The organism is Aequorivita marina (assembly GCF_031631895.2).
Classification (GTDB): domain Bacteria; phylum Bacteroidota; class Bacteroidia; order Flavobacteriales; family Flavobacteriaceae; genus Aequorivita; species Aequorivita marina.
The window spans coordinates 7,501-31,374 of record NZ_JAVMBW020000007.1; the positions used below are offsets into that span (position 1 = coordinate 7,501).

19 protein-coding genes (1 of these 19 only partly in view) are annotated in these 23,874 nt (G+C 38.5%); 8 read left to right on the plus strand and 11 right to left on the minus strand.

Going from position 1 to position 23,874, the window contains the following annotated elements:
- The 3 genes from QPK98_RS09455 to QPK98_RS09465 form a co-directional block, all read left to right on the plus strand.
- A protein-coding gene (locus QPK98_RS09455) for a Fic/DOC family protein (protein ID WP_310993011.1) crosses the window boundary here: on the plus strand, nucleotides 1–297 show its 3' end. Its footprint begins 300 nt before the window's first position; only the last 297 of its 597 coding nucleotides appear in the window; its start codon lies off the left edge, out of view; its stop codon occupies nucleotides 295–297.
- Between the two features lie 248 nt (nucleotides 298–545).
- Nucleotides 546–2,339: a restriction endonuclease gene (locus QPK98_RS09460; protein WP_310993012.1), complete on the plus strand. Its 1,794-nt coding sequence runs from the start codon at nucleotides 546–548 to the stop codon at nucleotides 2,337–2,339.
- Between the two features lie 222 nt (nucleotides 2,340–2,561).
- Nucleotides 2,562–3,752 carry a protein NO VEIN domain-containing protein gene (locus QPK98_RS09465; RefSeq protein WP_310993013.1) on the plus strand — a complete coding sequence of 397 codons (1,191 nt, stop codon included), beginning with the start codon at nucleotides 2,562–2,564 and terminating at the stop codon, nucleotides 3,750–3,752.
- 216 nt (nucleotides 3,753–3,968) lie between these two features.
- Here QPK98_RS09465 and QPK98_RS09470 read toward each other — a convergent pair whose 3' ends face one another.
- From QPK98_RS09470 to prfB, 7 genes are all read right to left on the minus strand, one after another.
- Nucleotides 3,969–4,196 (minus strand): DUF6095 family protein, encoded by a 228-nt coding sequence (locus QPK98_RS09470; RefSeq protein ID WP_310993014.1) that lies wholly within the window; start codon nucleotides 4,194–4,196, stop codon nucleotides 3,969–3,971.
- 23 nt (nucleotides 4,197–4,219) lie between these two features.
- Nucleotides 4,220–5,029 (minus strand): N-acetylmuramic acid 6-phosphate etherase, encoded by an 810-nt coding sequence (gene murQ, locus QPK98_RS09475; protein WP_310993015.1) that lies wholly within the window; start codon nucleotides 5,027–5,029, stop codon nucleotides 4,220–4,222.
- A 75-nt stretch (nucleotides 5,030–5,104) separates the two neighbouring features.
- Nucleotides 5,105–5,905: a DUF4249 domain-containing protein gene (locus tag QPK98_RS09480; RefSeq protein WP_310993016.1), complete on the minus strand. Its 801-nt coding sequence runs from the start codon at nucleotides 5,903–5,905 to the stop codon at nucleotides 5,105–5,107.
- 3 nt (nucleotides 5,906–5,908) lie between these two features.
- Complete coding sequence (locus QPK98_RS09485; RefSeq protein ID WP_310993017.1) at nucleotides 5,909–8,269, minus strand: TonB-dependent receptor; 2,361 nt, start codon at nucleotides 8,267–8,269, stop codon at nucleotides 5,909–5,911.
- A 65-nt stretch (nucleotides 8,270–8,334) separates the two neighbouring features.
- Nucleotides 8,335–10,581, minus strand: a complete 2,247-nt coding sequence (locus QPK98_RS09490; RefSeq protein ID WP_310993018.1) for an NADP-dependent isocitrate dehydrogenase — start codon at nucleotides 10,579–10,581, stop codon at nucleotides 8,335–8,337.
- Nucleotides 10,582–10,981: 400 nt separating this feature from the next.
- Nucleotides 10,982–11,377, minus strand: coding sequence for an Ig-like domain-containing protein (locus QPK98_RS09495; RefSeq protein ID WP_310993019.1), 396 nt, complete (start codon nucleotides 11,375–11,377; stop codon nucleotides 10,982–10,984).
- Nucleotides 11,378–11,408: 31 nt separating this feature from the next.
- Nucleotides 11,409–12,516, minus strand: a protein-coding gene (prfB, locus tag QPK98_RS09500) for a peptide chain release factor 2 (protein ID WP_310993020.1) whose coding sequence is annotated in 2 segments (ribosomal slippage) — nucleotides 11,409–12,452 and nucleotides 12,454–12,516 — 1,107 coding nt in all. Because the reading frame shifts where the segments join, the coding sequence is not laid out codon by codon here.
- A gap of 162 nt (nucleotides 12,517–12,678) precedes the next feature.
- Here prfB and QPK98_RS09505 point away from each other — a divergent pair.
- From QPK98_RS09505 to QPK98_RS09525, 5 genes are all read left to right on the plus strand, one after another.
- Nucleotides 12,679–13,308 carry a hypothetical protein gene (locus QPK98_RS09505; protein ID WP_310993021.1) on the plus strand — a complete coding sequence of 210 codons (630 nt, stop codon included), beginning with the start codon at nucleotides 12,679–12,681 and terminating at the stop codon, nucleotides 13,306–13,308.
- 8 nt (nucleotides 13,309–13,316) lie between these two features.
- Nucleotides 13,317–14,342, plus strand: coding sequence for a threonine aldolase family protein (locus QPK98_RS09510; RefSeq protein ID WP_310993022.1), 1,026 nt, complete (start codon nucleotides 13,317–13,319; stop codon nucleotides 14,340–14,342).
- A gap of 11 nt (nucleotides 14,343–14,353) precedes the next feature.
- Nucleotides 14,354–15,754, plus strand: coding sequence for a nicotinate phosphoribosyltransferase (locus QPK98_RS09515; RefSeq protein WP_310993023.1), 1,401 nt, complete (start codon nucleotides 14,354–14,356; stop codon nucleotides 15,752–15,754).
- A 3-nt stretch (nucleotides 15,755–15,757) separates the two neighbouring features.
- A complete protein-coding gene (pncA, locus tag QPK98_RS09520) occupies nucleotides 15,758–16,375 on the plus strand; it encodes a bifunctional nicotinamidase/pyrazinamidase (RefSeq protein WP_310993024.1) in 618 nt (205 codons plus the stop codon).
- Nucleotides 16,376–16,707: 332 nt separating this feature from the next.
- Nucleotides 16,708–16,947, plus strand: a complete 240-nt coding sequence (locus QPK98_RS09525) for a hexameric tyrosine-coordinated heme protein (protein WP_310993026.1) — start codon at nucleotides 16,708–16,710, stop codon at nucleotides 16,945–16,947.
- Nucleotides 16,948–16,988: 41 nt separating this feature from the next.
- Here the strand turns inward: QPK98_RS09525 and QPK98_RS09530 are convergent, their stop codons facing one another.
- The 4 genes from QPK98_RS09530 to uvrA form a co-directional block, all read right to left on the minus strand.
- A complete protein-coding gene (locus tag QPK98_RS09530) occupies nucleotides 16,989–19,802 on the minus strand; it encodes a gluzincin family metallopeptidase (RefSeq protein WP_310993027.1) in 2,814 nt (937 codons plus the stop codon).
- A gap of 98 nt (nucleotides 19,803–19,900) precedes the next feature.
- Nucleotides 19,901–20,089 (minus strand): hypothetical protein, encoded by a 189-nt coding sequence (locus tag QPK98_RS09535; protein WP_310993028.1) that lies wholly within the window; start codon nucleotides 20,087–20,089, stop codon nucleotides 19,901–19,903.
- Nucleotides 20,090–20,100: 11 nt separating this feature from the next.
- Complete coding sequence (locus QPK98_RS09540) at nucleotides 20,101–20,790, minus strand: LOG family protein (RefSeq protein WP_310993029.1); 690 nt, start codon at nucleotides 20,788–20,790, stop codon at nucleotides 20,101–20,103.
- A 78-nt stretch (nucleotides 20,791–20,868) separates the two neighbouring features.
- Nucleotides 20,869–23,730 carry an excinuclease ABC subunit UvrA gene (gene uvrA, locus QPK98_RS09545; RefSeq protein WP_310993030.1) on the minus strand — a complete coding sequence of 954 codons (2,862 nt, stop codon included), beginning with the start codon at nucleotides 23,728–23,730 and terminating at the stop codon, nucleotides 20,869–20,871.
- Nucleotides 23,731–23,874 lie beyond the last annotated feature (144 nt).

Here is a 23,874-nt window from a genome sequence, read left to right on the forward strand (position 1 = left end):
GCTTTTCGTTTTATTGATGGATTAATATCGGATTTTAAGAGGATAAATAGAGACGATAAAGATAAAATTGCTGAAAACCTAGCCCATATTTTAGACAATATAAATTATTTACATCCTTTTAGAGATGGAAATGGTAGAGCACAAAGAGAGTTTATTAGAATGCTAGCTTTAGATAAAGAAATAGATTTAAACTTGAATCCACCTGACAATAAAGAGGTTTATGAAAGATATATGCAGGGCACAATAAATAGCGACACTAAAACACTGAAAGAATTAATCTTAGACCTAATCATCTGAGGTAAAGAACGAGGCACAACAATGCATAAAAAAAATAGGGCAAGTAAGTGCTAAACCCAATGGTTCAGGCATTTTTTCAAGGTCGCCAAATTTTTAAATTTGGCTTTTTAGAAAATTAAGATAAAAAGAAAATTAAAAAATTTGGCTAGGTGCTTAAACGAAAAAGATAGTGCTTTTCTACACGCAACGAGCCATATACTAACCGTTAACGGCAAGGTTGAACGAAATCACTAACATAAATTTAAACTATGAAAAAATCTTTTGAAGAACTACATGAAGTTGATGAATATGAAGAATACACTCGTAGTTATGATACACGATACATCGCCGAAATTCAACATTTAGGCTTAAAAACCTTTAGAGTCATAAAAGACCTAAAATCATATATCCTTGACATGAAAGTTGAAGAACAATTTCATAAATGGGATACTCAATGGGCAAAAAGTTTAGAAAAAAAGAAACTGCAAGAAGAAAAGGAAGCTAGCCTAAATCTTGCTAATGAAAGAACTACGGATGCAGAACAAGAGCAAGAACAAATTGAAAATGTATTGCTGCATACTCTTGATATTGATGATACAATTGATTGGGAAACTTTAATGGATAAAAAGAAGTTCAAAACTCCAAACCCGATAAACGATTTGGAAAATGAATTAGAAAAGATTAAAGTCCCCTTAAAATCTCCCTCAAATACAATACCCAAAGAGCCATTAATTAAAGATTTTCAACCTAAACTTTCAATCATTGATAAACTCTTTAATTCATTAGCTGAGAAAAAAAAGAAGCAAGCTAACCAACAGTTTCAGACTGAAAACGCAATTTGGGAAAAAGTAAAAACTGAGGTTGAGGAAGCAAACAACAAAATTGAATTGAGTTATAAAAATTCTTTTAAAACCTATGAAAACAAGAAGAAAAGAACCAGAACAAAATTTGAAAAATTAGAGAAAGATTGGAAACAAAGTGAAATTGATTTTTATGCTGCACAACAGAGAAGCAATTTAGAGATTGAGAAATTGAAATCCCAATATTCTGAACATCACCCGGAATCTGTAATTCAATATTGTGAACTAGTCTTAAACAACTCTCAATACCCGGACTTTATGTCTAAGGACTTTGAATTGGATTATAATAAGCAAAGTAAATTATTGCTTGTTGAATATGTTTTGCCCGCACCAGAACTATATCCAACCCTTAAAGAGGTAAAATATATTGCAACTAAGAAAGAGGTGAAAGAATATCATATTTCAGCAACCCAAGTTGCAAAAAAATATGATACTTTAATCTATAATATCACTTTAAGAACATTGCATGAATTATTCGAGGCAGACCAAGCAAATGCGATTGAGCTAATAGTTTTTAATGGTAGAGTAAAAGCAGTCAACAAAGCTACTGGTAAAATGGAGAACAATTGCATTGTATCTATTCAAGCAAAAAAGGATGAGTTCAATGATATTAACTTATCTCAAATTGAGCCTAAAGCTTGTTTTAAAAATCTTAAAGGAGTTGGTAGTAGTAAATTGAGCGGGATAACTGCAATTAAACCAATAGTTCTAATTAACAGAGACGATAAAAGGTTAGTATCCTCGTACGATTTTGCAGATACATTAGACGATAGTTCCAATATTGCGGCTATGGATTGGGAAGATTTTGAACATCTAATCCGAGAAGTCTTTGAAAAAGAATTTAGTTCTAACGGTGGAGAGGTAAAAGTTACACGAGCTAGTCGTGACGGAGGTGTTGACGCTATCGCATTTGACCCAGACCCGATTCGAGGAGGAAAAATAGTGATTCAAGCCAAAAGATATACAAATACCGTTGGTGTTTCCGCTGTCAGAGATTTGTACGGGACAGTAATGAACGAAGGTGCAACGAAAGGCATTTTGGTTACGACAGCAGACTATGGTCCGGATGCTTACGAATTTGCAAAGGATAAACCAATGACATTAATGAATGGTGCAAATCTTCTGTATTTACTGGAAAAATATGGACATAAAGCAAAAATTGACATTGCAGAAGCGAAAAGATTACAAAAAGAAAATCAATAAAACCCAGCCGTTAACAAAGTGTCATATGTAATGCGGGTTTCAGCAGTTTTTTGTACTGCGGTTCGTTGTTGCAACACCGCCAATTCGTCTATGACGATTGATGGAAAATTTGAAATATTGAATAAACGAATTGGCTACGTGCGGGTTTGAAAGTTATGTGCTTTCAATCCCGCACTACGCATAGCCGATACAATTACCCAGAAGCTAAATAAGAATTAAGTAATGAACAAACTAATAGTTAAATCCTACATTCAGGAATACAAAGACGAATTTGACCGAATAAATTCACAAGAACTTTATAAGTGGAAAGCGGTCAAACAATTCCAGGCTAATTGGAATATTGATTCGCCTGATTTTGCAAAAATGCTTGAGATTTCATTGAGCAAAACTGCAAATCTTTTAGATAGTTACAATACTTTTCCTTACCGAATGGTTTGTGAAAATGCGGAGCAATCGCCAGAAGTAGTACGTGGAATGTTCAAAAATTTATTCAATGAAGAAATTGATTTAACCGAGAGAGTTAAAACTTTTAGAGCGGACTTTAAAACACTAAACGAGAATAATTTTGACGGTAAAAATGATTATCAAGGTCAACGAGCGGTCGTTGTATATTTAACTTTAAGATTTCCAGAAAGATATTTCTTTTATAAATACGGGATGTTTAAATCGTTCGCGGAGATCATAAATTATCATTATGAACCAAAAAAAGGTAGTTATGAGAATATTGTTCAATTTCAAAGCCTCTGCGAATTAATAAAGCACGAACTTGAAAATGACCAAGAACTAATTAAATTGCACAAAGAGAGAATCGATGATGACTGCTATTATGATAAGAATTTAAAAATTCTAACCCAAGATTTCGTTTATGCAGTTGTTCGTCATTTAGAAATAAAAGAAATTACAAGTAAAGAGAAGTCAAACGGAACTTTAGAGTTGAGTCAATCTTCGACTACTGGCATTGAAGTTATTGAAACTGGCATAGATTTTAAACCAAGAACAATAAATCATGTTCAAAATAATATTGAAAACAAAAGAATTGGCGATTTAGGAGAGATTTGGGTTGTACATTATGAAAAGGAAAAATTAAGAAATTCTGGAAAACCAAGTTTGGCAAGTAAAGTTGAACATACAGCCAAGAATCTTGGCGACGGAGCTGGTTTTGATATCTTGTCATTTGACGAAAATGGCAATAAGAAATACATCGAAGTAAAGACAACAAAAGGTGCAGTAAACTCAACTTTTTATATTACAAGAAATGAATTGGAAAGAAGTTTGGTAGAAAAGGAGAACTATTATATTTATAGACTTTACGATTATGATGATGAAACTGACAACGGAAAATTATTAATATTAAATGGACAGTTAACGAACTTATGCAAAGTTCCATTGACCTATAAAGTCACGATGAGATAGCCTGTGGTCAACACCGCTAACAATTCCTCCCATGGCAAACAAGTGCACAACCCCATAACCCTCATTAAACCAACTTTAGACAAGCCGTTTTTAAGAGCGGTTTGTTTTTTAAATGATAGCGTAAACTTGTTTATTTAAGTGCGAACCTTACTTTTCTGCTTAATTACTATCGTATTAATTTTGCGCTGGCTCTGGACTGTGTCCAAAAAAATACATCTAATTAAAAATTGCTTTGATAATTGTATTTATTCCTTTAAAACAAAGAAAGATGGCTCCAGCTCCGGCTAGTATGCCGAAAGGGAGAAACACATAAAACATAAAAGTCTCCTTGTTTAGAAAGGAGAGCGTAAGTAAGTACGGACCTAAAAAAAGTAATGGCACCGCAAAAGCTAAGAACTTTATTCCTGTTTTTAGTAAGTCGAGATCTGTGTGGCCTTTCCCCATTTTATTAAGTTATGAGTTATGAGTTATGAATTATGAGTTATAACGTTGCGGACGGTTTTATGTTTTGCTAAAAGCGTCTGTGCTTCATCTTCCGAAATATTCAACTCAGTCATTATCATTCGCACACCGCGGTCAACGAGCTTGTTATTGCTGAGCTGCATATCAACCATTTTGTTTCCTTTTACTCTTCCCAACTGGATCATTGCAGCAGTTGAAATCATATTAAGAACTAATTTTTGAGCGGTGCCGGCTTTCATTCGTGAGCTACCAGTTACAAATTCGGGTCCTACGGTTACAACAATTGGCAGTATTGCGGTTGTAGCCAAAGGACTTCCCGCATTACAAGTAATACAACCCGTTGGAATATTGTTGCCATTGCAATATTTTAAGGCGCCAATAACATAGGGCGTTGTACCCGAGGCAGCAATCCCGATTACAATATCGTTTTTTGTGATACCTTCTTTTTGCAGATCTTTAACGCCTTGTTCTTCGGAATCTTCTGCAAATTCTACGGCGGTTCTAATGGCGCCATCTCCACCAGCGATTAAGGCGATGACTAGATCATGAGCTACCCCGAATGTTGGTGGACATTCACTGGCGTCAACAATTCCTAGCCGGCCGCTTGTGCCAGCGCCTATGTAAAACAGCCTTCCCCCGGCTTTTAATACTTCTACTACTTTTAAGGTGAGGTTTTCAATCTGCGGAAGCGATTTTTCCACCGAATAGGCAACGGTCTTATCTTCCTTATTGATGTTTTCAAGCAATTCTGAAACAGGCATCTTCTCCAGATGGTTGTATTTTGATTCAGATTCGGTGGTTTTATGAAATGTCATGGTGTAAATTTATAAAAAAAGTCCGTAGCCACTTTTGTCGGTTCCTGTGCTAAAACAAAAGATAATACTTCAGCATTACTCAACTGTATATCTAAGTGTTGATACTTCTGAAATTCTAAAGTAACCCAGCGGAAAATTATCAGGATCTGTTTCGTTTATAATATTACCGCGTACCGTTGCGGGTTGGGTTTCAAATGGACCGCCACCTTGGCCTCCAGTTTGTTGTAAAAGTACAAACATAAAGTTGTGATAGGCCTCGTTGATGCCGTATAAATTAAATTCAATTTCATCACCCGGTGCTAAATCTTCTACCAAGTAATAGCCGAAAATTCTGTTTCCATCAAAAAATTCATCGCTGTAAACGTCCAGAACATCGCCTCTAGTTGAAAGTCCTTCAAAAAAATAAAAATTGTCTTCCCCTGCTGGGTCGTTAAAAAATGCTTTTAACTCAATGTCTTCCCCAGAAAATCCGCCATCGTTACGCTGTTGTACAAAATCTAACGGAACAACGGAATATAACTGCTCTGTTGCGGTATAACGCTCCTCCTTATAATTTATCGTTAGCGTATAATCTGTGTTGGGTTGTGGCGAAAAATCACTTACATAAAAACCGTTTTCGGTATAAGTGAACGAATATACCGTGCCATTTTCAGCTTTTAGGCTGACTAGCGCATCGGTTACATCGGGAACATTATTGTCAAAAAAAGCCGCCGTAGTTGTTAGCCGAACCGAAGCAACTGAAGCTCCGTCTTCCCAAATATTCATGTTGGCTTCCACAACAAGTTTTGGCGGGGCTTCGTTTAGGTCAACATCAATTACATCTTGACATGAACCTAGAATTCCAAGGCAGAAAATCAATAGAAATAACTTTTTCATAGCTTAAAATTTAAAGTTGTAGGTTACCGACGGAATTATTCCGAATATAGAAAGGCGTACCGCTTCATTTTGACGAATGTCTGTATTTTCCCGAAACGAAATAGAAGCAGCATTTTTGCGGTTATAGGCGTTGTAAATACTAAAAACCCATTCTCCTTGCCAGCGTTTTTTACTTTCGGGTTTGGGAGTCCAAGTAGCGGAAAGGTCTAGACGATGAAACGCCGACAAACGGCTGCTGTTACGGGCTTCATAAACGGGAACTACTAAACCATTGTATCTATATTGCCCGATGGGGTAGGTGGTTGGCTGCCCCGTTTGAAAGATAAAATTGGCACCAAACGACCATTTTTGTGAAAGTTCGTATTGCCCAGTTACCGAAATATCATGCGTTTTATCCCAAGGAGAATTGTACCAGGCGCCATTGTTGATTCCTGTTTCCAGCTCGGTTCTTCCAGGGGTGCGCTGTTCACTTTTAGATAGGGTATAAGCAATCCAGCCTTGTAGTTTCCCGGTGTTTTTTCTAAAGAGCACTTCCAGCCCGTAGGCACGTGCTTCGCCTTTTAGTAGAATCTGCTCCACGGCATTGTTGGCTATTAAATCGGCATCGTCAACATAATCCAGTCTGTTTTTTACCTTTTTATAAAACGTCTCCACTTCCAAAGAGTAATTGGGGAAGTTTCTAAAATATCCCAGTGCTACTTGATCTGCCAATTGTGGATCAATATACTTTCCACTTGGGGCATAAATATCGAAAGGAGTGGGAGAGGTGGTATTGCTAATTAAATGCACGTATTGCGCCATTCGGTTGTAGCTGGCCTTTATTGAAGCATCGTCATTTAGTAAATAGGAAACCGCAAATCGAGGCTCCAAATTGGCAAAAGATGAAATGGTTTCACTTCTATCAAAGGAAAGCGTGTCTATAGGCTTTGCCTTTTTGTAAATATCTAAATTGGGATCGTAAAGAATGGGGTTATCATTTTGGTATGCAAATAATTCGTCTTGCCCCAACCGGTTAAAAGTGGATAGCCGAAGCCCCGCCTGAATTGATATTTTATCTGAAACCTCTATTTCGGCATCTAAATAGGCCGCATTTTCCCAAGCGTATTTATCGGTTAGTTTAAAAGGATTAACACCAGACTCTTCCGTTGTTGGGGTTACGCTGCCGGGATTAAATTTGTAATAGATGCTGTTTATTCCGTAGCGCAAGTCAATATTGTCTGCAATGTAATGCGTAAAATCGTATTTTAAATTGAAGTTGCGAATGCCACTATCAAAATCAAATTCTACAAATTTCAGTTCTAAACCGTAATAATAGTCGGAGTAGATTAAGGAAAGGTTTGAGAATAGCCTATCGGTAAACAGGTGATTCCATCGTAGGTTGAGGGTTGTATTTCCGAAGTTATTTGCAAAAGTATCAGAGATTTCAAAAACGTCTCTTCCAAAATAACCCGAGAGGTACAGCCTATTATTGGCATTGATGTTATAACTGAGCTTGGTGTTTAGATCGTAAAAGTAAGCAATGTTGTCATTGTCAAAAAGGGGCAGAAATAAATGTGCATAACTGCTTCTTCCGCCAATTAAAAACGATGCTTTGTCTTTCTGAATAGGGCCTTCTAACAGTAAACGGCTCGCCACTAAACCAATGCCGCCGCTGGCGTGATATTCTCTTTTATTTCCATCTTTTTGATAAATATCTAACACAGAGGAAATACGGCCGCCATAGCGCGCTGGTATTCCACCTTTATAAAGCGTTAGGTCTTTGATGGCATCTGGGTTAAAAACCGAAAAGAAGCCAAATAAATGTGAGGAATTATAGAGCGTAGCTTCATCTAATAAAATTAAATTTTGATCTGCCGCTCCGCCACGTACGTTAAATCCACTTGCACCTTCGCCCGCGCTGGTAACACCCGGCAAAAGCGTGATGGACTTAATAACATCTGCTTCGCCTAAAACTACGGGTATTTTTTTTATGGTGCTTGCAGAGAGTGTATTGACGCTCATCTGCGAACTCCTGATATTGAGTTTCTCGCCATCTGCTTTTAGAACCACCTCGTCTAAGCTTTCGGTATCTGTAGTTAAGGCTAGATTTTGCTTTGTATCTTCGGAAAGTGAAACCTGTACGTTTTGGGTTGCAAAACCAATACTGCTGTAATACACTTCATAATCACCCTTTGGAAGTGTGATTGAATAATACCCATATTGATTGGTAACCGTACCTGTTTCCAAGGCCGGGATAATTACGTTTACCCCAAAAAGAGTTTCTCCCGTATCTGCTTCAGAAATGGTTCCGCTAAGGGTAAACTTTTCTTGCGAAAAAACCGAAACACTGGCTAAAAGGAGTAAAAAAAGAAGAATGTTCTTCAAAGGCGAGTTTTTAGGATAAAAAAAACCTCCAGCACATACTGAAGGTTTTTTTAAGGTTATAATACTTAGTTTAATTCAGCCTCTGCCGATAGGTTTGCGAGAATACCGTTTAAGGTGTTACTAGGGCGCATTGCCTCAGAAACCAGTTTTTCGGTAGGTTCGTAATATCCACCAATATCCATTTTATGGCCTTGGGCATCAATCAGCTCTTTGTTAATCTGGTCTTCATTCTCAGTTAGCTTTTCAGCAATTGGAGTAAAGGCCTTTTTAAGCTCCTGGTCTGTATCTTGTTCAGCGAGTGCCATTGCCCAATACATAGCCAAGTAAAAATGACTACCACGGTTGTCAATTTCTTTGGTGTGGCGCGATGGCGATTTACTGTTGTCAAGGTATTTTTCGGTTGCAATGTCTAGCGCATCTGCCAGAACAATTGCTTTTGGATTATTGTATTTTGTACCCAAGTGTTCTAAGGAAACAGCCAAGGCCAAAAATTCGCCCAAGGAATCCCAACGTAAATGGTTTTCTTCAATAAACTGTTCAACGTGTTTTGGAGCGGAACCACCGGCTCCGGTTTCAAACAGGCCACCGCCTTTCATCAAAGGAACGATAGAGAGCATTTTTGCACTCGTGCCCAATTCCAAAATAGGGAAGAGGTCTGTTAGGTAATCGCGCAACACATTCCCGGTTACCGAAATAGTATCTTTTCCTGCCTTTACGCGCTCTAAAGTATATTCAGTCGCTTTTTCAGGAGAAAGAATTTTAATGTCTAGCCCTTTTGTGTCGTGCTCGGGTAGGTACTGATTTACTTTCTTGATTAATTCGGCATCGTGGGCACGGTTTTCATCTAACCAAAATACGGCTGGAACTCCTGTTGCACGCGCTCTTTCAACGGCAAGCTTTACCCAATCTTGAATAGGTAGGTCTTTTACTTGGCACATTCTCCAAATATCACCTTTTTCAACATCGTGTTCAAGAACTACTTTTCCTGAAGCATCTAAAACTTCTACCTTTCCATCTGCCGAAATCTCAAAGGTTTTATCATGGCTACCGTATTCTTCAGCTTTTTGGGCCATTAGACCAACGTTTGGCACGGTACCCATAGTTGTAGGATCAAAGGCGCCGTGTTTTTTACAAAACGCAATTGTTTGTTCGTAAACCCCGGCATAGCTACTATCTGGAATAACCGCTTTTGTATCGTGGCTTTTTCCATCTGGCCCCCACATTTGGCCAGAATTACGGATCATTGCTGGCATAGAGGCGTCAATAATAACGTCACTAGGCACGTGAAGGTTTGTAATCCCCTTGTCGCTATTTACCATAGCGAGGTCTGGGTTTTTATCGATAATTGCCTGAATGTCTGAAAGAATTTCGTTTCTTTTTTCGGCAGATAAGTCTGAAAGCTTGTTTTCTAGATCGCCTAAACCGTTATTGGCATCTACTCCAAGTTCTTCAAAAGTGTCTGCATATTTTTCAAACAGCTCTTCAAAATATACTTTTACGGCATACCCAAATATAATAGGGTCGCTCACCTTCATCATAGTAGCCTTTAGGTGAACCGAAAAGAGTACTTTTTTATCAGCTGCATCTTTTACTTGTTCTTCAAGGAATGAAACCAAGGCTTTTTTGCTCAGTACTGTAGCATCAATAATTTCTCCCTTTAAAACCTTAAGATTTTCTTTAAGATTTGTTTTGCTACCATCTTTCTTTACCAAAACGATGTTTAAGGAATCGTCAGCAGCAAGGCTTAGCGACTTTTCGTTGTGAAAGAAGTCGCCGTGGTCCATTGTAGAAACATGGCTTTTGCTATCACTGCTCCATTCACCCATTCGGTGTGGGTTCTTTTTTGCGTAATTTTTTACGGCTTTTGGAGCACGGCGGTCACTGTTACCTTCACGAAGCACTGGGTTTACCGCACTACCTTTAACCTTATCGTATTTTGTTTTAATTTCCTTCTCCTTGTCGTTTTCAGGCTCAACCGGATAGTCTGGAATTGGAAAACCTTTCTTTTGAAGCTCTTCAATGGCTTCGTTTAATTGCGGTACGGAAGCACTGATGTTAGGTAGTTTGATGATGTTTGCTTCGGGTTTCTTAGCTAATTCACCCAGTTCCTTTAAATCGTCATTTACGCGCTGTTCTTCGGAAAGGGCTTCTGGAAAAACTGCCAAAATCCGTGCAGCCAATGAAATATCGCGACTTTCAAGCTTAATATCGGCAGGGGCGGTAAAAGCCTTTACAATAGGTAAAAAAGAATGGGTTGCCAAAGCTGGCGACTCATCTGTTTTAGTGTATATAATTTTGGAAGTCTTTGTCATGAAGAATATATTTTAGGAATGAAAAATTAAATTTTTAAGAAATGCAAATATAAGGATTTGGCGGGGGTTTTGAAAGGTAGTTAACAACTTTAAACCATGCCAAATTGAAGGGCATCAAGTTGTTGATTTTACAAACCCAAGATTGTGGTCATATTGAGTTGCTGACGGTTTATAACAATTTAAACAGGTAATTGCACCTCAACACTACATAAGGTTTGTGTTTGGTTATTATGGGTAAATTCCTTCGGAGTATTCCGCAGTAGATCAATAATTGAAATCACCAGCAGCTCCGGAGCGATTTAATTTTGATAAGCTTGAATATAACCCAAATGAAATGAAGGCTTTATTTAAAAAGAAACATATCTGCCTAGATTTAGAAGTTCAAAGGAGTTCATTTTTATTATAAATCGCCACCGCCTCCAAAATCTGTGACGGTTACGGTTACTGTTGCCGTATCGCAGCGTTGGGGGTCGCCAGTATCGCATACCTTATATCTAAATGTATCGGTGCCCGAAAACTGAGCGTCAGGAAGGTACGTTATCTCGCCATTGTCAGAATTTATACTGGTGGTACCGTTGGTAGCTTCCTTTTCTATGCGCACCGAAGTTTGATCTAGCGGATTATCTCCTGCGGCATCGTTTGACAAAACATCAATGACCACCGGAAAATCCATCTCGGTAGAAACGGCATCATCAATGGCATTTGGCGCGCCTCCTACGTTGTCTATTACTTCATCGTCACTTGAGCAACTAATACCCGTGGCTAAAGCCAATACTATAACTAAAATTTTTCTCATCACTTTTTTATTATAAAATACAATTTAATTTTTACAATTCGTCACTTTCTTCCTTCTGTCCGGTCATCATCAAATAGGCTTTTAAAAACGCGTCTATATCACCGTCTAAAACGGCATCGGTATTTCCGGTTTCATGATTGGTACGTACGTCTTTCACAAGATGATAAGGGTGTAGCACGTAATTGCGTATTTGTGAGCCCCATTCAATAGCCATTTTGTTGTCTTCAATTTCGGCACGTTGGGCGAGTCGTTTCCGCAGCTCAATTTCGTATAACTGGGATTTTAACATCTGCATGGCCTTTTCCCGGTTTTCCAACTGGCTTCGCGTTTCGCTATTATGAATAACAATTCCACTAGGCTCGTGGGTAAGAATTGCCTTGGTTTCAACTTTATTCACGTTTTGGCCTCCAGCCCCGCCGCTTCGTGCAAAGTCCCATGAAATGTCGGCTGGGTTAATTTCAATCTCAATGCTGTCATCTACCAAGGGGTACACATAAACGCTCACAAAGCTGGTGTGGCGCTTGGCATTACTGTCAAATGGTGAAATACGCACCAATCTATGCACGCCATTTTCACTTTTTAACCAGCCAAAAGCATATTCGCCATCAATCTCTAAGGTAACGGTTTTTATACCGGCAACATCTCCAGATTGAAAGTTGAGTTCTTTTACTTTAAACCCGTGCTTTTCTGCCCACATAAGGTACATTCGCATCAGCATCTGGGCCCAGTCGCAGCTTTCCGTTCCCCCAGCGCCTGCTGTAATCTGCAGAACTGCGCTCATATCGTCACCTTCTTCGCCCAACATATTTTTAAACTCCAATGACTCTACGGCATCTTCGGCTTTACCAAAGGCTGCGTTTACCTGTTCTGGAGTGCCTTCGCCATCCTTTTGAAACTCAAGTAAGATTTCGGCTTCCTCGGTTAGGGTCTGTGCGCGTTCATAATCTTCTACCCATTTCTTTTTATTTCGTAAAACCTTCATAAAAGCCTCGGCTTCTCGGGAATTGTTCCAAAAATTGGGGTCGAATGTTTTTTCTTCGTCGTTGGTAATCTCTATGCGCTTTCCGGCAATGTCAAAGATAGCGCCTTAAAGCATCTAACCGCACCTTAAGGTCTTTTATTTGGTCTGTTGAAGTCATATTAATGCCAAATTTTATTTGGAAGTTAAAGTTTACTATTTTAAAACCGTTGTTTCAGAATAGTTTCTGAGCAAAAATACTATTAACTTCGTGAGCCAAAAGATAAATTTCAGCTAATTTTATAGTTTTTAAAACGGTTCCAAAGCGAAAAAATTCGTCTTTATGAAAAAATTACTTTTAGTTCTTATATTAATTACTTCACAAATACTTGTAGCTCAAAACGATGAAGCTTATGTAACGGATCTTGTTGCCCAAAAAATAGCGGGTCTAAAACTACAGGGAAATGCTATGTTTTTTTCTCGAAAGGATTACTGCGAAGGCAACGTACAAATGTTTACTATGCCCGATGGAAGTTTTTGCACTTCAAAAGCTACTTATTATTCGGTGTATGTTTTTTGGCAAGAAGAAGGCGATGTTATTAAGGTCCAGAAGTTTGATAACTGCGGAAGCTTTAAGCCAATTACTATCAACGGCCAAAAAATACTGAAGTTTTTAAAATCGAATAGTGACGAGCTTTATTCACAGGAGGTTAAGCCCTATAAAAATGAAAAGTCTGAACAAGATGAATTTGCTAACATGGCAGTTAAATCTTGCACGAAGGAATACTATTTTAGTTTGAACGGGAAATCTTTTGAAAAAAGCTTTACCGAACTGGATCTGAACACAAGTTCAAAATATAAAAACGAAAATGCCGGCTATAACAAGGGTCTTGAATTGACTTCGCTTGATAAAGATATTACGAAGTTTATAGATAATTTTGAAAACAGAGGCCGGTTTATTCGCGAAAATTAAGGATAGAAATGAATATTGATTTAAGAAGTGATACGGTAACGCGGCCTACGCAAGAAATGATGCAAGCAATTGTGAATGCTGAAGTAGGGGATGATGTTTACAAAGAAGATACAACCACAAATAAATTGGAAGCGAAACTTGCCGCTATGTTTGGTATGGACACTGCGCTGTTTTTTCCATCGGGAAGCATGGCAAACCAAGCCGCGATAAAACTGCATACGCAGCCGGGGGAACAGCTTATTGCCGATAAATGGGCGCATGTTTATAACTATGAAGGAGGCGGAGTTTCTTTTAACAGCGGGGTTTCCTGTAGCTTGGTTGACGGAAATAGAGGAATGATTACCGCTAAACAAGTGGAAGAAAGCATTAATCCCCCCGATTTTTACCACAGCCCCCTAACGCGCTTGGTTTGTCTTGAAAACACAACCAATAAAGGAGGCGGCGCTTGCTATGATTTTTCTGAAATTAAGAAGATTCGTAAGGTTTGCGACACCCACGACTTGGGCCTTCATTTGGACGGTGCACGGATTTGGAATGCACTTGTGGCCAATAATGAAGACCCAAAGGACTACGGTAAAATTTTTGATACAATTTCGGTATGTTTAAGCAAAGGCTTGGGTACGCCAATGGGCAGTGTTTTGATTGGCAACCAAAAAATTATGGAAAAAGCAATGCGAGTTCGTAAAGTGTTGGGCGGCGGAATGCGGCAAATTGGCTTTATGGCTGCTGCGGGAGTATATGCCTTAGATCATCATTTAGAACGATTGGCCGAAGACCACAAAAAAGCTGCGGAAATTGCTTCAACCTTAGCAAAACAGTCTTACGTGAAAATGGTGGAGCCAACCGAGACCAATATTGTTATCTTTTACCTTTCGGAAGATGTTTCAGAAGAAAAATTCCTAAGCGATTTACAAAAACAAGACATTAAAATTAGTACTATGGGGCAAGGAAAACTGCGCATTGTTACCCATTTAGACTATACCGATGCCATGCACAACAAGTTTTTACAAACTCTTATTGATTATAAACTTTAGCCCTTTATTTTATGCAAAATATATCTGCCTCATACACCGATTTGTACCAATTAACAATGGCTCAGGTTTACTTTAAAACCAAACCAAAAGGTAGCGCGGTCTTTGATTATTACTTTAGAACCAATCCTTTTAAAGGTGGCTACACCATCTTTGCGGGGCTGGACAATGTGCTGGATATTATTGAAGATTTAAAATTTACAGATGCCGACGTTGCATATTTAAAAAGTCACGGGTTTGAAAGTGACTTCTTAGATTATCTTCGGAAATTTGAGTTTCACGGAACAATTACTTCAGTTATGGAAGGAGATATTGTTTTTCCGAATCGTCCTATTTTACAAGTAGAAGGCTCCATTTTGGAAGTACAGATTGTGGAGACGCTTTTGTTGAATATTCTTAACTTTCAAACTTTAATTGCTACAAAGGCAAACCGGGTGCGCCACAGTGCAGGCGATAAATTTTTGCTAGATATGGGGCTGCGCCGAGCCCATGCCACTGGAGGGTATTTTGCTACGCGCGCCGCTGCCATTGGTGGTTTTAACAGTACGAGCAATGTTAAGGCAGCCGAAGACTTTGATATTCCGTGCTCGGGAACCATGGCGCATTCTTTTATTCAGAGTTATGGAGACGAACTTCAGGCCTTTCGCGATTTTGCTCAATATAGACCAATAAATTGCGTGCTGTTAGTAGATACTTATAATACGCTTAAAAGTGGTATTCCCAATGCTATTAAAGTGGCAAAGGAAATGGAGGAGCGCGGCGATAAGCTTTTCGGAATTCGATTAGATAGTGGAGATTTGGCGTATCTGGCTAAAAAATCTCGAAAAATACTGGACGATGCAGGCTTGGATTATGTTAAAATTGTGGCTTCCAATCAATTGGATGAATATGTTATCAAAAGTTTGAACGAGCAAAGTGCGCCGATAGATGTTTATGGCGTGGGTACGAACCTGGTAACTGGAAAACCGGATGCAGCCATAGATGGCGTTTATAAGCTTTCAGAATACAATGGCGAGCCGCGAATTAAACTTTCAGAAAATATTATCAAGGTTTCCCTGCCTTCTAAAAAGCAAGTTTATCGGGTTTTTGATGAAAATGGAATGTTTTATGGCGCTGATGCCATAGGATTGGCTTCCGAAGAAAAAATTAGCCGTATGTTTCATGCTTACGATTCTAATAAAAGCCTAGATCTACACAATTTTACCCAGGAACCTTTGCTAAAAACGGTTATGGAAAATGGAAAGCGAACCACCCCAAAGCGGAGTATTGCTGAAATAGCTGCCTACACCAAATCGCAACTTAAACTATTGCCCGGGGAATATAAGCGTTTCCAAAATCCACATATTTATAAAATTGGGCTCAGTGAAAAGCTTAAATCGCAGCGCGACAGTTTAATTGCTGCACACAAATCTTAAATTATGAAAACACTAGTTGTTATAGATGTTCAAAACGATTTTATGCCTGGAGGCACACTAGCAGTGCCAAATGGCGATAAAATTGTGCCGGTGATTAATCGCATACAGGATAAATTTGATCTGGTTGTAGCCTCCCAAGACTGGCATCCGCAAAACCATGTGAGCTTTGCCTCTAATCACGATGGAAAATCTACTTTTGATGAGATTGAAGTCCAAGGTCAAAAGCAAACTTTATGGCCAGACCATTGCGTACAAGAAACAGAAGGAGCTGAGTTTCATACCAACTTAAACACCCATTCATGGGAAACCATTTTTAGGAAGGGGACAGATTGTAATATAGATAGTTATAGTGCATTTTATGACAATGGACATTTAAAAGCTACGGGCTTAACAGGCTATTTAAAGGAAAAAGGTGCATCGCAAGTGTTTTTTTGTGGGCTAGCTGCAGATATCTGTGTTTATTATTCGGCCATGGATGCTTTTAAAGAAGGCTTCGCTTGCTTTTTTATTGAAGACGCATCACAAGCATTAGATGGTGAGGCTTTTGAGGCACAAAAGAAAGAAATGGCTCATTTAGGAATCCAAATTATAACTTCCGATTATTTTTCTGAAGAAATTTAGACTAAGTCTATTTTGCAGGCGCTAAGACTTGAAGCGTGTTTTGAATAGGCTATTTTTCGTAAATTTATAGATTGTAACTCATTAGTGTCCGACAAAGATGTACGACCGCTTCGCTATAATGACTAACGACATACGACTAGAATTGTAAGAGCCTGATAATTTGGTTAATTTCGTTATACATATTTTTAAAATGTTTATCCTTTATTGGAATCTCAATAGCAAGGTGTTATATTTTAATGATATTCTAAAAGCTTACTATTGTTGAAGCAAGTGGTTTTTTTATTATTTTAATCGGACACTACTAATTGTAACTATTAAAAAAAACAGAAAATATGTCAGAACAAGTTCAACTTATACCCGGAAACTCCCTTATCACTAAAACCCCTGAAGAAGGCCGTCAATTAGCAGTAAAAATGTCGCGGTTGATTATTAAGGCTACTCAGCCAGATGCAGCCGTTCGCGAAAAATTACGCCCCGTTTATTCTGAAGATGCGGCAATGCTAATTGCAGTAGGGCAAGTGGTAGCAACAGAATTTGCCACTATTGCTGCGGCTAATAATTACTGGAAATAAAGCAAGAAATCACTTTTTAAGAAACGCTTATTTAACTTTAATCAATACCATCTTCTGGTAAAAAGGCTTAATAAGGTTTTCGGGCTTAAGGTTACGATAAACCGAACTTTTTCATCGTAATGCGGAAGGCTAGGCTCAAAACCTAAACTTGAGTAGATAGGAAAGTAGAGCTCAAAATAATCTGCAACTAGGTTTAAGCGGATACCGGTGTCAAACACGGCAGAGGTTCCGCGTGCCTTATTATGTACAAGTCCGGCATCACCATAGGCATAGATCCATTTCCAGATATTAGTGCTGGCATTTACCGTAGTTATCCAGCTATTTGCATAAGCAGGCTCTAATTGCGATTTAAATCCGCCTTCAGCAATAATCAACTGCTGGCTAAAAAGCCCTGAATCTTCACTTCTTCCGTAATAATTATGATCAAATAGATAATCGTTTGGACGGTCGAGGGCAAAACTGAAAAAATCTTCATCTTCCCGAGTGTCATTAAAGAGAAAAATTCCGGCAAAAAACCGCAGGTTAAGCTGTCTATTGCTTAAAAACAGCTTTCTATATTCAAGATCTACAGACAGCTTGCTAAATTTTGAAGAAATTTCATAATCTACAACACCTCTAAAATAGTTGATAAGGTTTGGGTTTGAATACACATATTGCATATTGTAAACACTGTAGTTTGGCTCTTGGTCTGGATTATTAGGGTCGTTGTCTCTATATACATTAACGTTTCGCAAGTTTATAAACTGCTTTTCATTATCGCGTAAATCATTATTTCTAAACGAAAAAGTGATGTAGGGCGTAAATCTTTTGTAAAAAAGTCCTCGATTATACGAGTAGTAATTTCCAGAAAAACCATAGCGCATGGCATAGAGTTTTTCTTGATTCATTTGTTGGGTGTAACTTATAGATGCGCTACCCACCAAGGTTTTAGACCGAAACCCAAACTGCGGCTCTAAACTGTAATGTACTGCTTTAGGAAGTACCGTTTTGTTGTATAGTCTAAGTCCGGTTGAAATGCCATCGTAAAGATTGTACTCAAAAATAGGCATAAAGAAAAACTGTGTATAATTGGGGTCTTCTACATCTTGGAATAACCGAAATTGAAGGGGCTTGTTTAAAATTCCATTAAGGTTCTTAAAGTTATTTCTACGATTGTATTCAGGAATGTCGCCTTCATAATTTAAAGCTAACTTTTCAATGTTATCAGCAGGAATCGTAATTGACGAAACACTGTCTATAGGTGCTGTCCAAGCTTTATAAACAATTTCGTTATTCTGAAGCCCATATAGAGAAACGGGAAGTTTATTTTTTCTATTATTCTTGATAAAAACCTGAAGGGAATCGCCCTGGTTTTCAACCTTTTTTATTTTGAAATCAATCGTGTTTCGCGTATCGGCAAAGTCTTCAAAAAACCAATTAATGGGAAGCTCGGTTTTACTGGCAAGAAAATTCTCAAAATCTGAAGACTGAATTTTTTTCAGTTTATTTGTGGCATAAAACTGTTTGAGGCTATTATTTAAAACGCCGTCGTTTAAGTAGCTGTTTAAATACTTTAATCCACTTCCTCCGTAATAGGCATTGGCAATATTCATGTTGTATTTTAACAACGAATCCTTTGAAGTGGTAAGGGATTGATGAATATTATTGCGGGCCATATTTAAATACAAAATAGGATACTGATCGTTAAACTCTAAGTCGGCCGCATGGGCCCACCGAATAACCCACCAATTGCTGAGGTTGCCAATAATTTTCATTTTGGGGTAATACGCATCTACGTATTCCATCATCAAATAAATTTGCAAGGCGTCCTGCAACCAATAATCCTTACGCGCATTAAGAATGAATGTGTTTTTTATATAGTGCCGCGTTATGGTTTTAAGCTGCTCCATATCATATTCAAAACCATCGGGAAACGGACTTATAAAACTGGGTAGCATGTTGAGACCATAAACGGGATTGGTTTTATAATCCGTTTCGCTAATTAGCATTTTGTCGAAGGGATAAGGCCCTAATTTTTCATTGAGAAATTGAACCGTTCTATCTATCACTAAAGCCTGTACGGGGGCGTTTACGTTGCTGTTTTGAATGTTTGTAACTACCGTGAGCTTATCGGTTTCAATAGTTTCAAAGGTCTTTCTTTTTTCAAGATGAAGTATGGCCTTAGTTCGGTCTTTTCCGTAAAGCTTAATGGTTTTTGTTCGCTCTAAATTAGTTTCCGAAACCACATCAAGTTCTGAGGTAAGGGAGTAGCTCTTCGGAAATTCAAACGATATGGAAAACTCCGAGGGGCTCATATACAGGTCGTCCGTATTCTTATTGCTATAAACCTGCCATTCGCCATCGTAAACTGCCGGTGCAATATACCAATATCGCAGTTTGTAGTTGTTTAGTTTATTTACGCCATAACGGGTAAATTTATCATCTGGAAGCTCAACCTTGTATTTTAAATTGAAAGTATAGCTCTCGCCAGGATTTAGTGGGGCTCTAGGTATTATTCTTAAAATATCTACTGCTTTTCCGCGTTGCCATTGCAAAGGTTGGTTTTGTTCGTTAAAAACGTTATCAATGACTGTTTTTCCGCGGTCTTCTTTTTTTTCAAAGTGAAATGAACTGTCGTAATTTTCGGCGAAGCGTTTGGCAAGCGGGGTAGTTTTAGCTGAAAAACTATTGGCCCAATCAAAAAAATAAATTTCCTGAAGTGTATCCTCGGAAGTATTCTTGTAAACAATTTGCTGTTCAATAGCTAAACTTTGCTGTGCGGCATTCAGTTTAGCATCTATGTTTATAGCATGCTGCGCTTTCGCTTGTAGGGCGAAACAAAAAAGAATGCTGTATAAAATACTTCGTACTATCAAGAAGTTTTTAGGAATTTAAAAGTCTGTGAAGTTGGGTAGCTGGTGGTAAGGTAATAAACTCCTTTGGAAAGTTGGCTTACGGCCAGCAAAAAATATTTTTAATTATCTGAAACCATAAAAAAATCCAGTCCGTAGTCATTTACGATATCGCTCAAAACCGCTTCACGATTGGGAGGCTTGACTGAAGGGTACTCCAATAAGTTATAACACTTGGTTTTTATAGTTCCCTGTGCGAATATGCTCAGGGAAACTATAAAAAAGACAAGAATTGCTATCACGTTAATCATCCTAGGCTTAGTTAAAAGTTAGGACTCAGGTTATATTCGTTATAAAACTCGTTTAAAATGGTCAATACTTCTTCTTCGGTATCTACCAAATGGACTAGGTCTAGATCTTCGGCATTTATATTATTGTTAGCCTCTAAGAGCGTTTCTTTTATCCATTCAAACAATCCACCCCAAAACTTTGTACCTACTAGTATAATAGGAAACTTGTCAATTTTATGGGTTTGTATAAGTGTTAAGGCTTCAAATAGCTCGTCAAGGGTTCCAAATCCGCCAGGCATTACCACAAAGCCTTGGGAGTATTTTACAAACATAACTTTACGTACAAAAAAGTAATCAAAATCAATACTTTTATCTGTGTCTATATACGGATTGTCATGCTGCTCAAAAGGCAAGGTGATGTTTAAACCTACTGAGGTTCCACCGGCCAGATGGGCACCTTTATTTCCGGCCTCCATAATTCCTGGGCCACCTCCGGTTATGACACCATAGCCATTTTCAGTAATTTTTTTAGCAATATTTTCTGCTAGCTTATAATATTTATGGTCTGGTTTAGTTCTGGCAGAACCAAAAATTGAAACGCAGGGGCCAATCCTGCTCATTTTTTCATATCCGTGTACAAACTCGCCCATGATTTTAAAGATTGCCCATGAGTCGTTTGTCTTCACTTGATTCCAGTTTTTTGGTACTTGTTCGTCTCTCATTCTATTTATTTCATTATTTACAGTTTAAAATCCTAAACTATGGAAATTCCAAATTGGGATTTTATATTATCATTTCTGCTAATTTAATTCTTTTTTAAGAAAGCCAGCCGTATAACTGTTTTTGTTCTCGGCAATTTCTTCGGGAGTGCCCAATGCCATTATTTTTCCGCCATTTTTTCCGCCTTCGGGGCCAATATCTATAATGTAGTCAACTGTTTTAATTACATCTAGGTTGTGCTCAATAATCAGTACGGTATTGCCTTTGTTTACAAGCTTGTTCAATACGAGCATCAAGACGCGAATATCTTCAAAATGAAGACCGGTAGTTGGTTCATCTAGAATATAAAATGTGTTGCCGGTATCGCGTTTGGATAATTCGGTAGCTAGTTTAATGCGTTGTGCTTCTCCGCCAGATAGCGTTGTAGATTGCTGCCCAAGTGTTATATAGCCCAATCCAACATCTTTTATGGTTTTTATTTTTCTGTGGATTTTTGGAATGTTCTCAAAAAACTCATCAGCTTCATTTATGGTCATAGCCAATACATCGTAAATTGATTTTCCTTTGTACCGAATCTCTAAAGTTTCACGATTAAAGCGTTTTCCCTGACAGGTTTCACATTCAACATTAACATCTGGAAGAAAATTCATTTCAATAACACGTAACCCAGCGCCTTTGCAAGTGTCACATCTACCACCAACTACGTTAAAACTAAACCGACCTGGCTTATAACCACGAATCATCGCTTCGGGTGTTTTGGCAAATAGATTTCGTATTTCTGAAAAAACACCAGTGTAGGTGGCAGGATTACTCCGCGGTGTCCGGCCAATAGGCGATTGGTTTATATCTATTACCTTGTCAAGGTTTTTAAGCCCCAGAATCTTTTTATAGGGCATGGGTTTTTTTACACCGTTGAAAAAGTGAGCATTTAGAATAGGGTAGAGGGTTTCATTGATCAATGTTGATTTTCCGCTCCCCGATACGCCGGTGACCCCAATCATTTTACCCAAGGGGAATTTAACCGAAACATCCTTTAGATTATTGCCAGTGGCACCTTTTAAAGTTAATGTTTTACCGTTTCCTGCTCTTCGGGTTTTTGGGATTTCTATTTTTTTGCTGCCGTTTAAATATGCTGCGGTAAGCGTGTTGTGCTGTTCAATTTCTTTTGGTGTTCCTTCAGAAACAATCTCTCCACCGTGCTTTCCTGCTGCTGGGCCAATGTCTATCACATAATCGGCGCTTTCAATCATGTCTTTGTCGTGTTCCACTACAATAACCGAATTCCCGATGTTTTTTAATTGCTTTAATGAGTTTATCAATCGCTCGTTGTCGCGCTGGTGAAGCCCTATACTGGGTTCATCTAAAATATACAACACACCTACTAATTGCGAACCAATTTGTGTAGCCAACCGAATACGCTGCGCCTCACCACCGGAAAGTGATTTTGAACTTCGGTCTAAAGCTAAATATGTAAGCCCTACGTCTATTAGGAAATCAATGCGAGAACGGACTTCTTTTATAATTTCAGAAGCTATCTGCTGTTGGGTTTCAGATAGATCTTTCGCTAGGTTTTTAAACCATTCTGCCAATTCTACGATATCCATCTGGGCGAGTTCGGCAATGTTTTTATCGTTAACTTTAAAATAAAGCGATTCTTTTCTCAAGCGAGTGCCTTCACATTCAGGGCAAGGAATTTTATCCATATACTCCTTGGCCCAGCGTTTTAAAGATCTAGATTCGTTGGCATCGTAGGTGTTTTGAATAAAGGTGGCTACCCCTTCAAAATCAATTTTATAACTTCTAGTAATGCCCAGGGTTTTAGACTCTAAGTCAAATTTTTCATTTCCGCCGTAAAAGATAACCTGTTTTGCTTCCTTCGGAATACTTTCAAACGAATCAGTCATTTTAAACTTAAACCGTTCTGCAATAAGCTCCAATTGCTTAAATATCCAGTTTTTCTTCTGTGGTCCATGTGCTGCCAAAGCTCCTTGCTTAATGGATAGCTTTGGATCTGGAACCAGCTTTTCTAGATTTACCTCATAAAGTTGCCCTAGGCCTTTACAGTTTTGGCACATTCCTTTAGGCGAATTGAATGAAAAGTTGTTTGGCTCTGGATTGGGATATGAAATTCCTGACGACGGACACATCAGCGACCTACTGAAATACCGGGCTTCATTGGTGTCGTTGTCTAACACCATTAAAATATCATCGCCGTGGTACATTGCTGTATTAATTGTCTCGGAAATACGCTTGTCGTTATCGCTCCCTTTTTCGGGTTTGTCGGAGTTTTTAGGGAGTGGCGGTACTTTTAACCGGTCTATAACAATCTCGATATCGTGGGTTTTGTACCGATCTATTTTCATGCCCTTTACAATATCGCGTACTTCTCCGTCAACACGTACCTTTAAAAAACCTTGTTTGGCAATTTGCTCAAAAAGCTCGCGATAATGTCCTTTTCTGGAACGGATGACGGGCGCCAGAATACTCACTTTTTTTTCAGCAAATTCTTCAAGAATCAGCTGTTTTATCTGTTCGTCGCTGTAGCTTACCATTTTTAGCCCTGTGTTATAACTATAGGCATCACTGGCGCGGGCGTAGAGCAAACGAAGGAAATCATAAATTTCGGTGATGGTGCCAACGGTAGAACGCGGACTTTTACTCGTGGTTTTTTGCTCAATAGCAATTACTGGCGAAAGACCATCAATTTTGTCAACATCGGGTCGTTCTAGGCTTCCTAAAAATTGGCGAGCGTAGGCCGAAAAGGTTTCAATATAACGGCGTTGTCCTTCGGCATAAATGGTGTCAAAAGCCAAGGAAGACTTTCCGCTGCCTGAAAGTCCAGTAATTACTACCAGTTTTTCTCGTGGAATACGAACGTCAATGTTCTTTAAGTTGTGGACGCGGGCACCCAGAACTTCAATAAAATCTTCGTTTTTAGACATAGCGTGCAAAGGTACTCAATTGATTGGAAATTAAGGTGTGCATACTCTGGTGAGGGTGTTAATTTTTGTAGTAAGAATCAATATTGACTAGTTAAAGAAATTATATTTGCTCGTGCCGAAACGGGCAGTTCGGGTGGTCGTTTG

Coding starts and splice junctions, on each gene's coding strand:
- QPK98_RS09460 (WP_310993012.1), top strand. CDS start 546: ATGAAAAAATCTTTTGAAGAACTACATGAAGTTGATGAATATGAAGAA.
- QPK98_RS09465 (WP_310993013.1), top strand. CDS start 2,562: ATGAACAAACTAATAGTTAAATCCTACATTCAGGAATACAAAGACGAA.
- QPK98_RS09470 (WP_310993014.1), bottom strand. CDS start 4,196: ATGGGGAAAGGCCACACAGATCTCGACTTACTAAAAACAGGAATAAAG.
- murQ (WP_310993015.1), bottom strand. CDS start 5,029: ATGACATTTCATAAAACCACCGAATCTGAATCAAAATACAACCATCTG.
- QPK98_RS09480 (WP_310993016.1), bottom strand. CDS start 5,905: ATGAAAAAGTTATTTCTATTGATTTTCTGCCTTGGAATTCTAGGTTCA.
- QPK98_RS09490 (WP_310993018.1), bottom strand. CDS start 10,581: ATGACAAAGACTTCCAAAATTATATACACTAAAACAGATGAGTCGCCA.
- QPK98_RS09495 (WP_310993019.1), bottom strand. CDS start 11,377: ATGAGAAAAATTTTAGTTATAGTATTGGCTTTAGCCACGGGTATTAGT.
- QPK98_RS09505 (WP_310993021.1), top strand. CDS start 12,679: ATGAAAAAATTACTTTTAGTTCTTATATTAATTACTTCACAAATACTT.
- QPK98_RS09510 (WP_310993022.1), top strand. CDS start 13,317: ATGAATATTGATTTAAGAAGTGATACGGTAACGCGGCCTACGCAAGAA.
- QPK98_RS09515 (WP_310993023.1), top strand. CDS start 14,354: ATGCAAAATATATCTGCCTCATACACCGATTTGTACCAATTAACAATG.
- pncA (WP_310993024.1), top strand. CDS start 15,758: ATGAAAACACTAGTTGTTATAGATGTTCAAAACGATTTTATGCCTGGA.
- QPK98_RS09525 (WP_310993026.1), top strand. CDS start 16,708: ATGTCAGAACAAGTTCAACTTATACCCGGAAACTCCCTTATCACTAAA.
- QPK98_RS09535 (WP_310993028.1), bottom strand. CDS start 20,089: ATGATTAACGTGATAGCAATTCTTGTCTTTTTTATAGTTTCCCTGAGC.
- QPK98_RS09540 (WP_310993029.1), bottom strand. CDS start 20,790: ATGAGAGACGAACAAGTACCAAAAAACTGGAATCAAGTGAAGACAAAC.
- uvrA (WP_310993030.1), bottom strand. CDS start 23,730: ATGTCTAAAAACGAAGATTTTATTGAAGTTCTGGGTGCCCGCGTCCAC.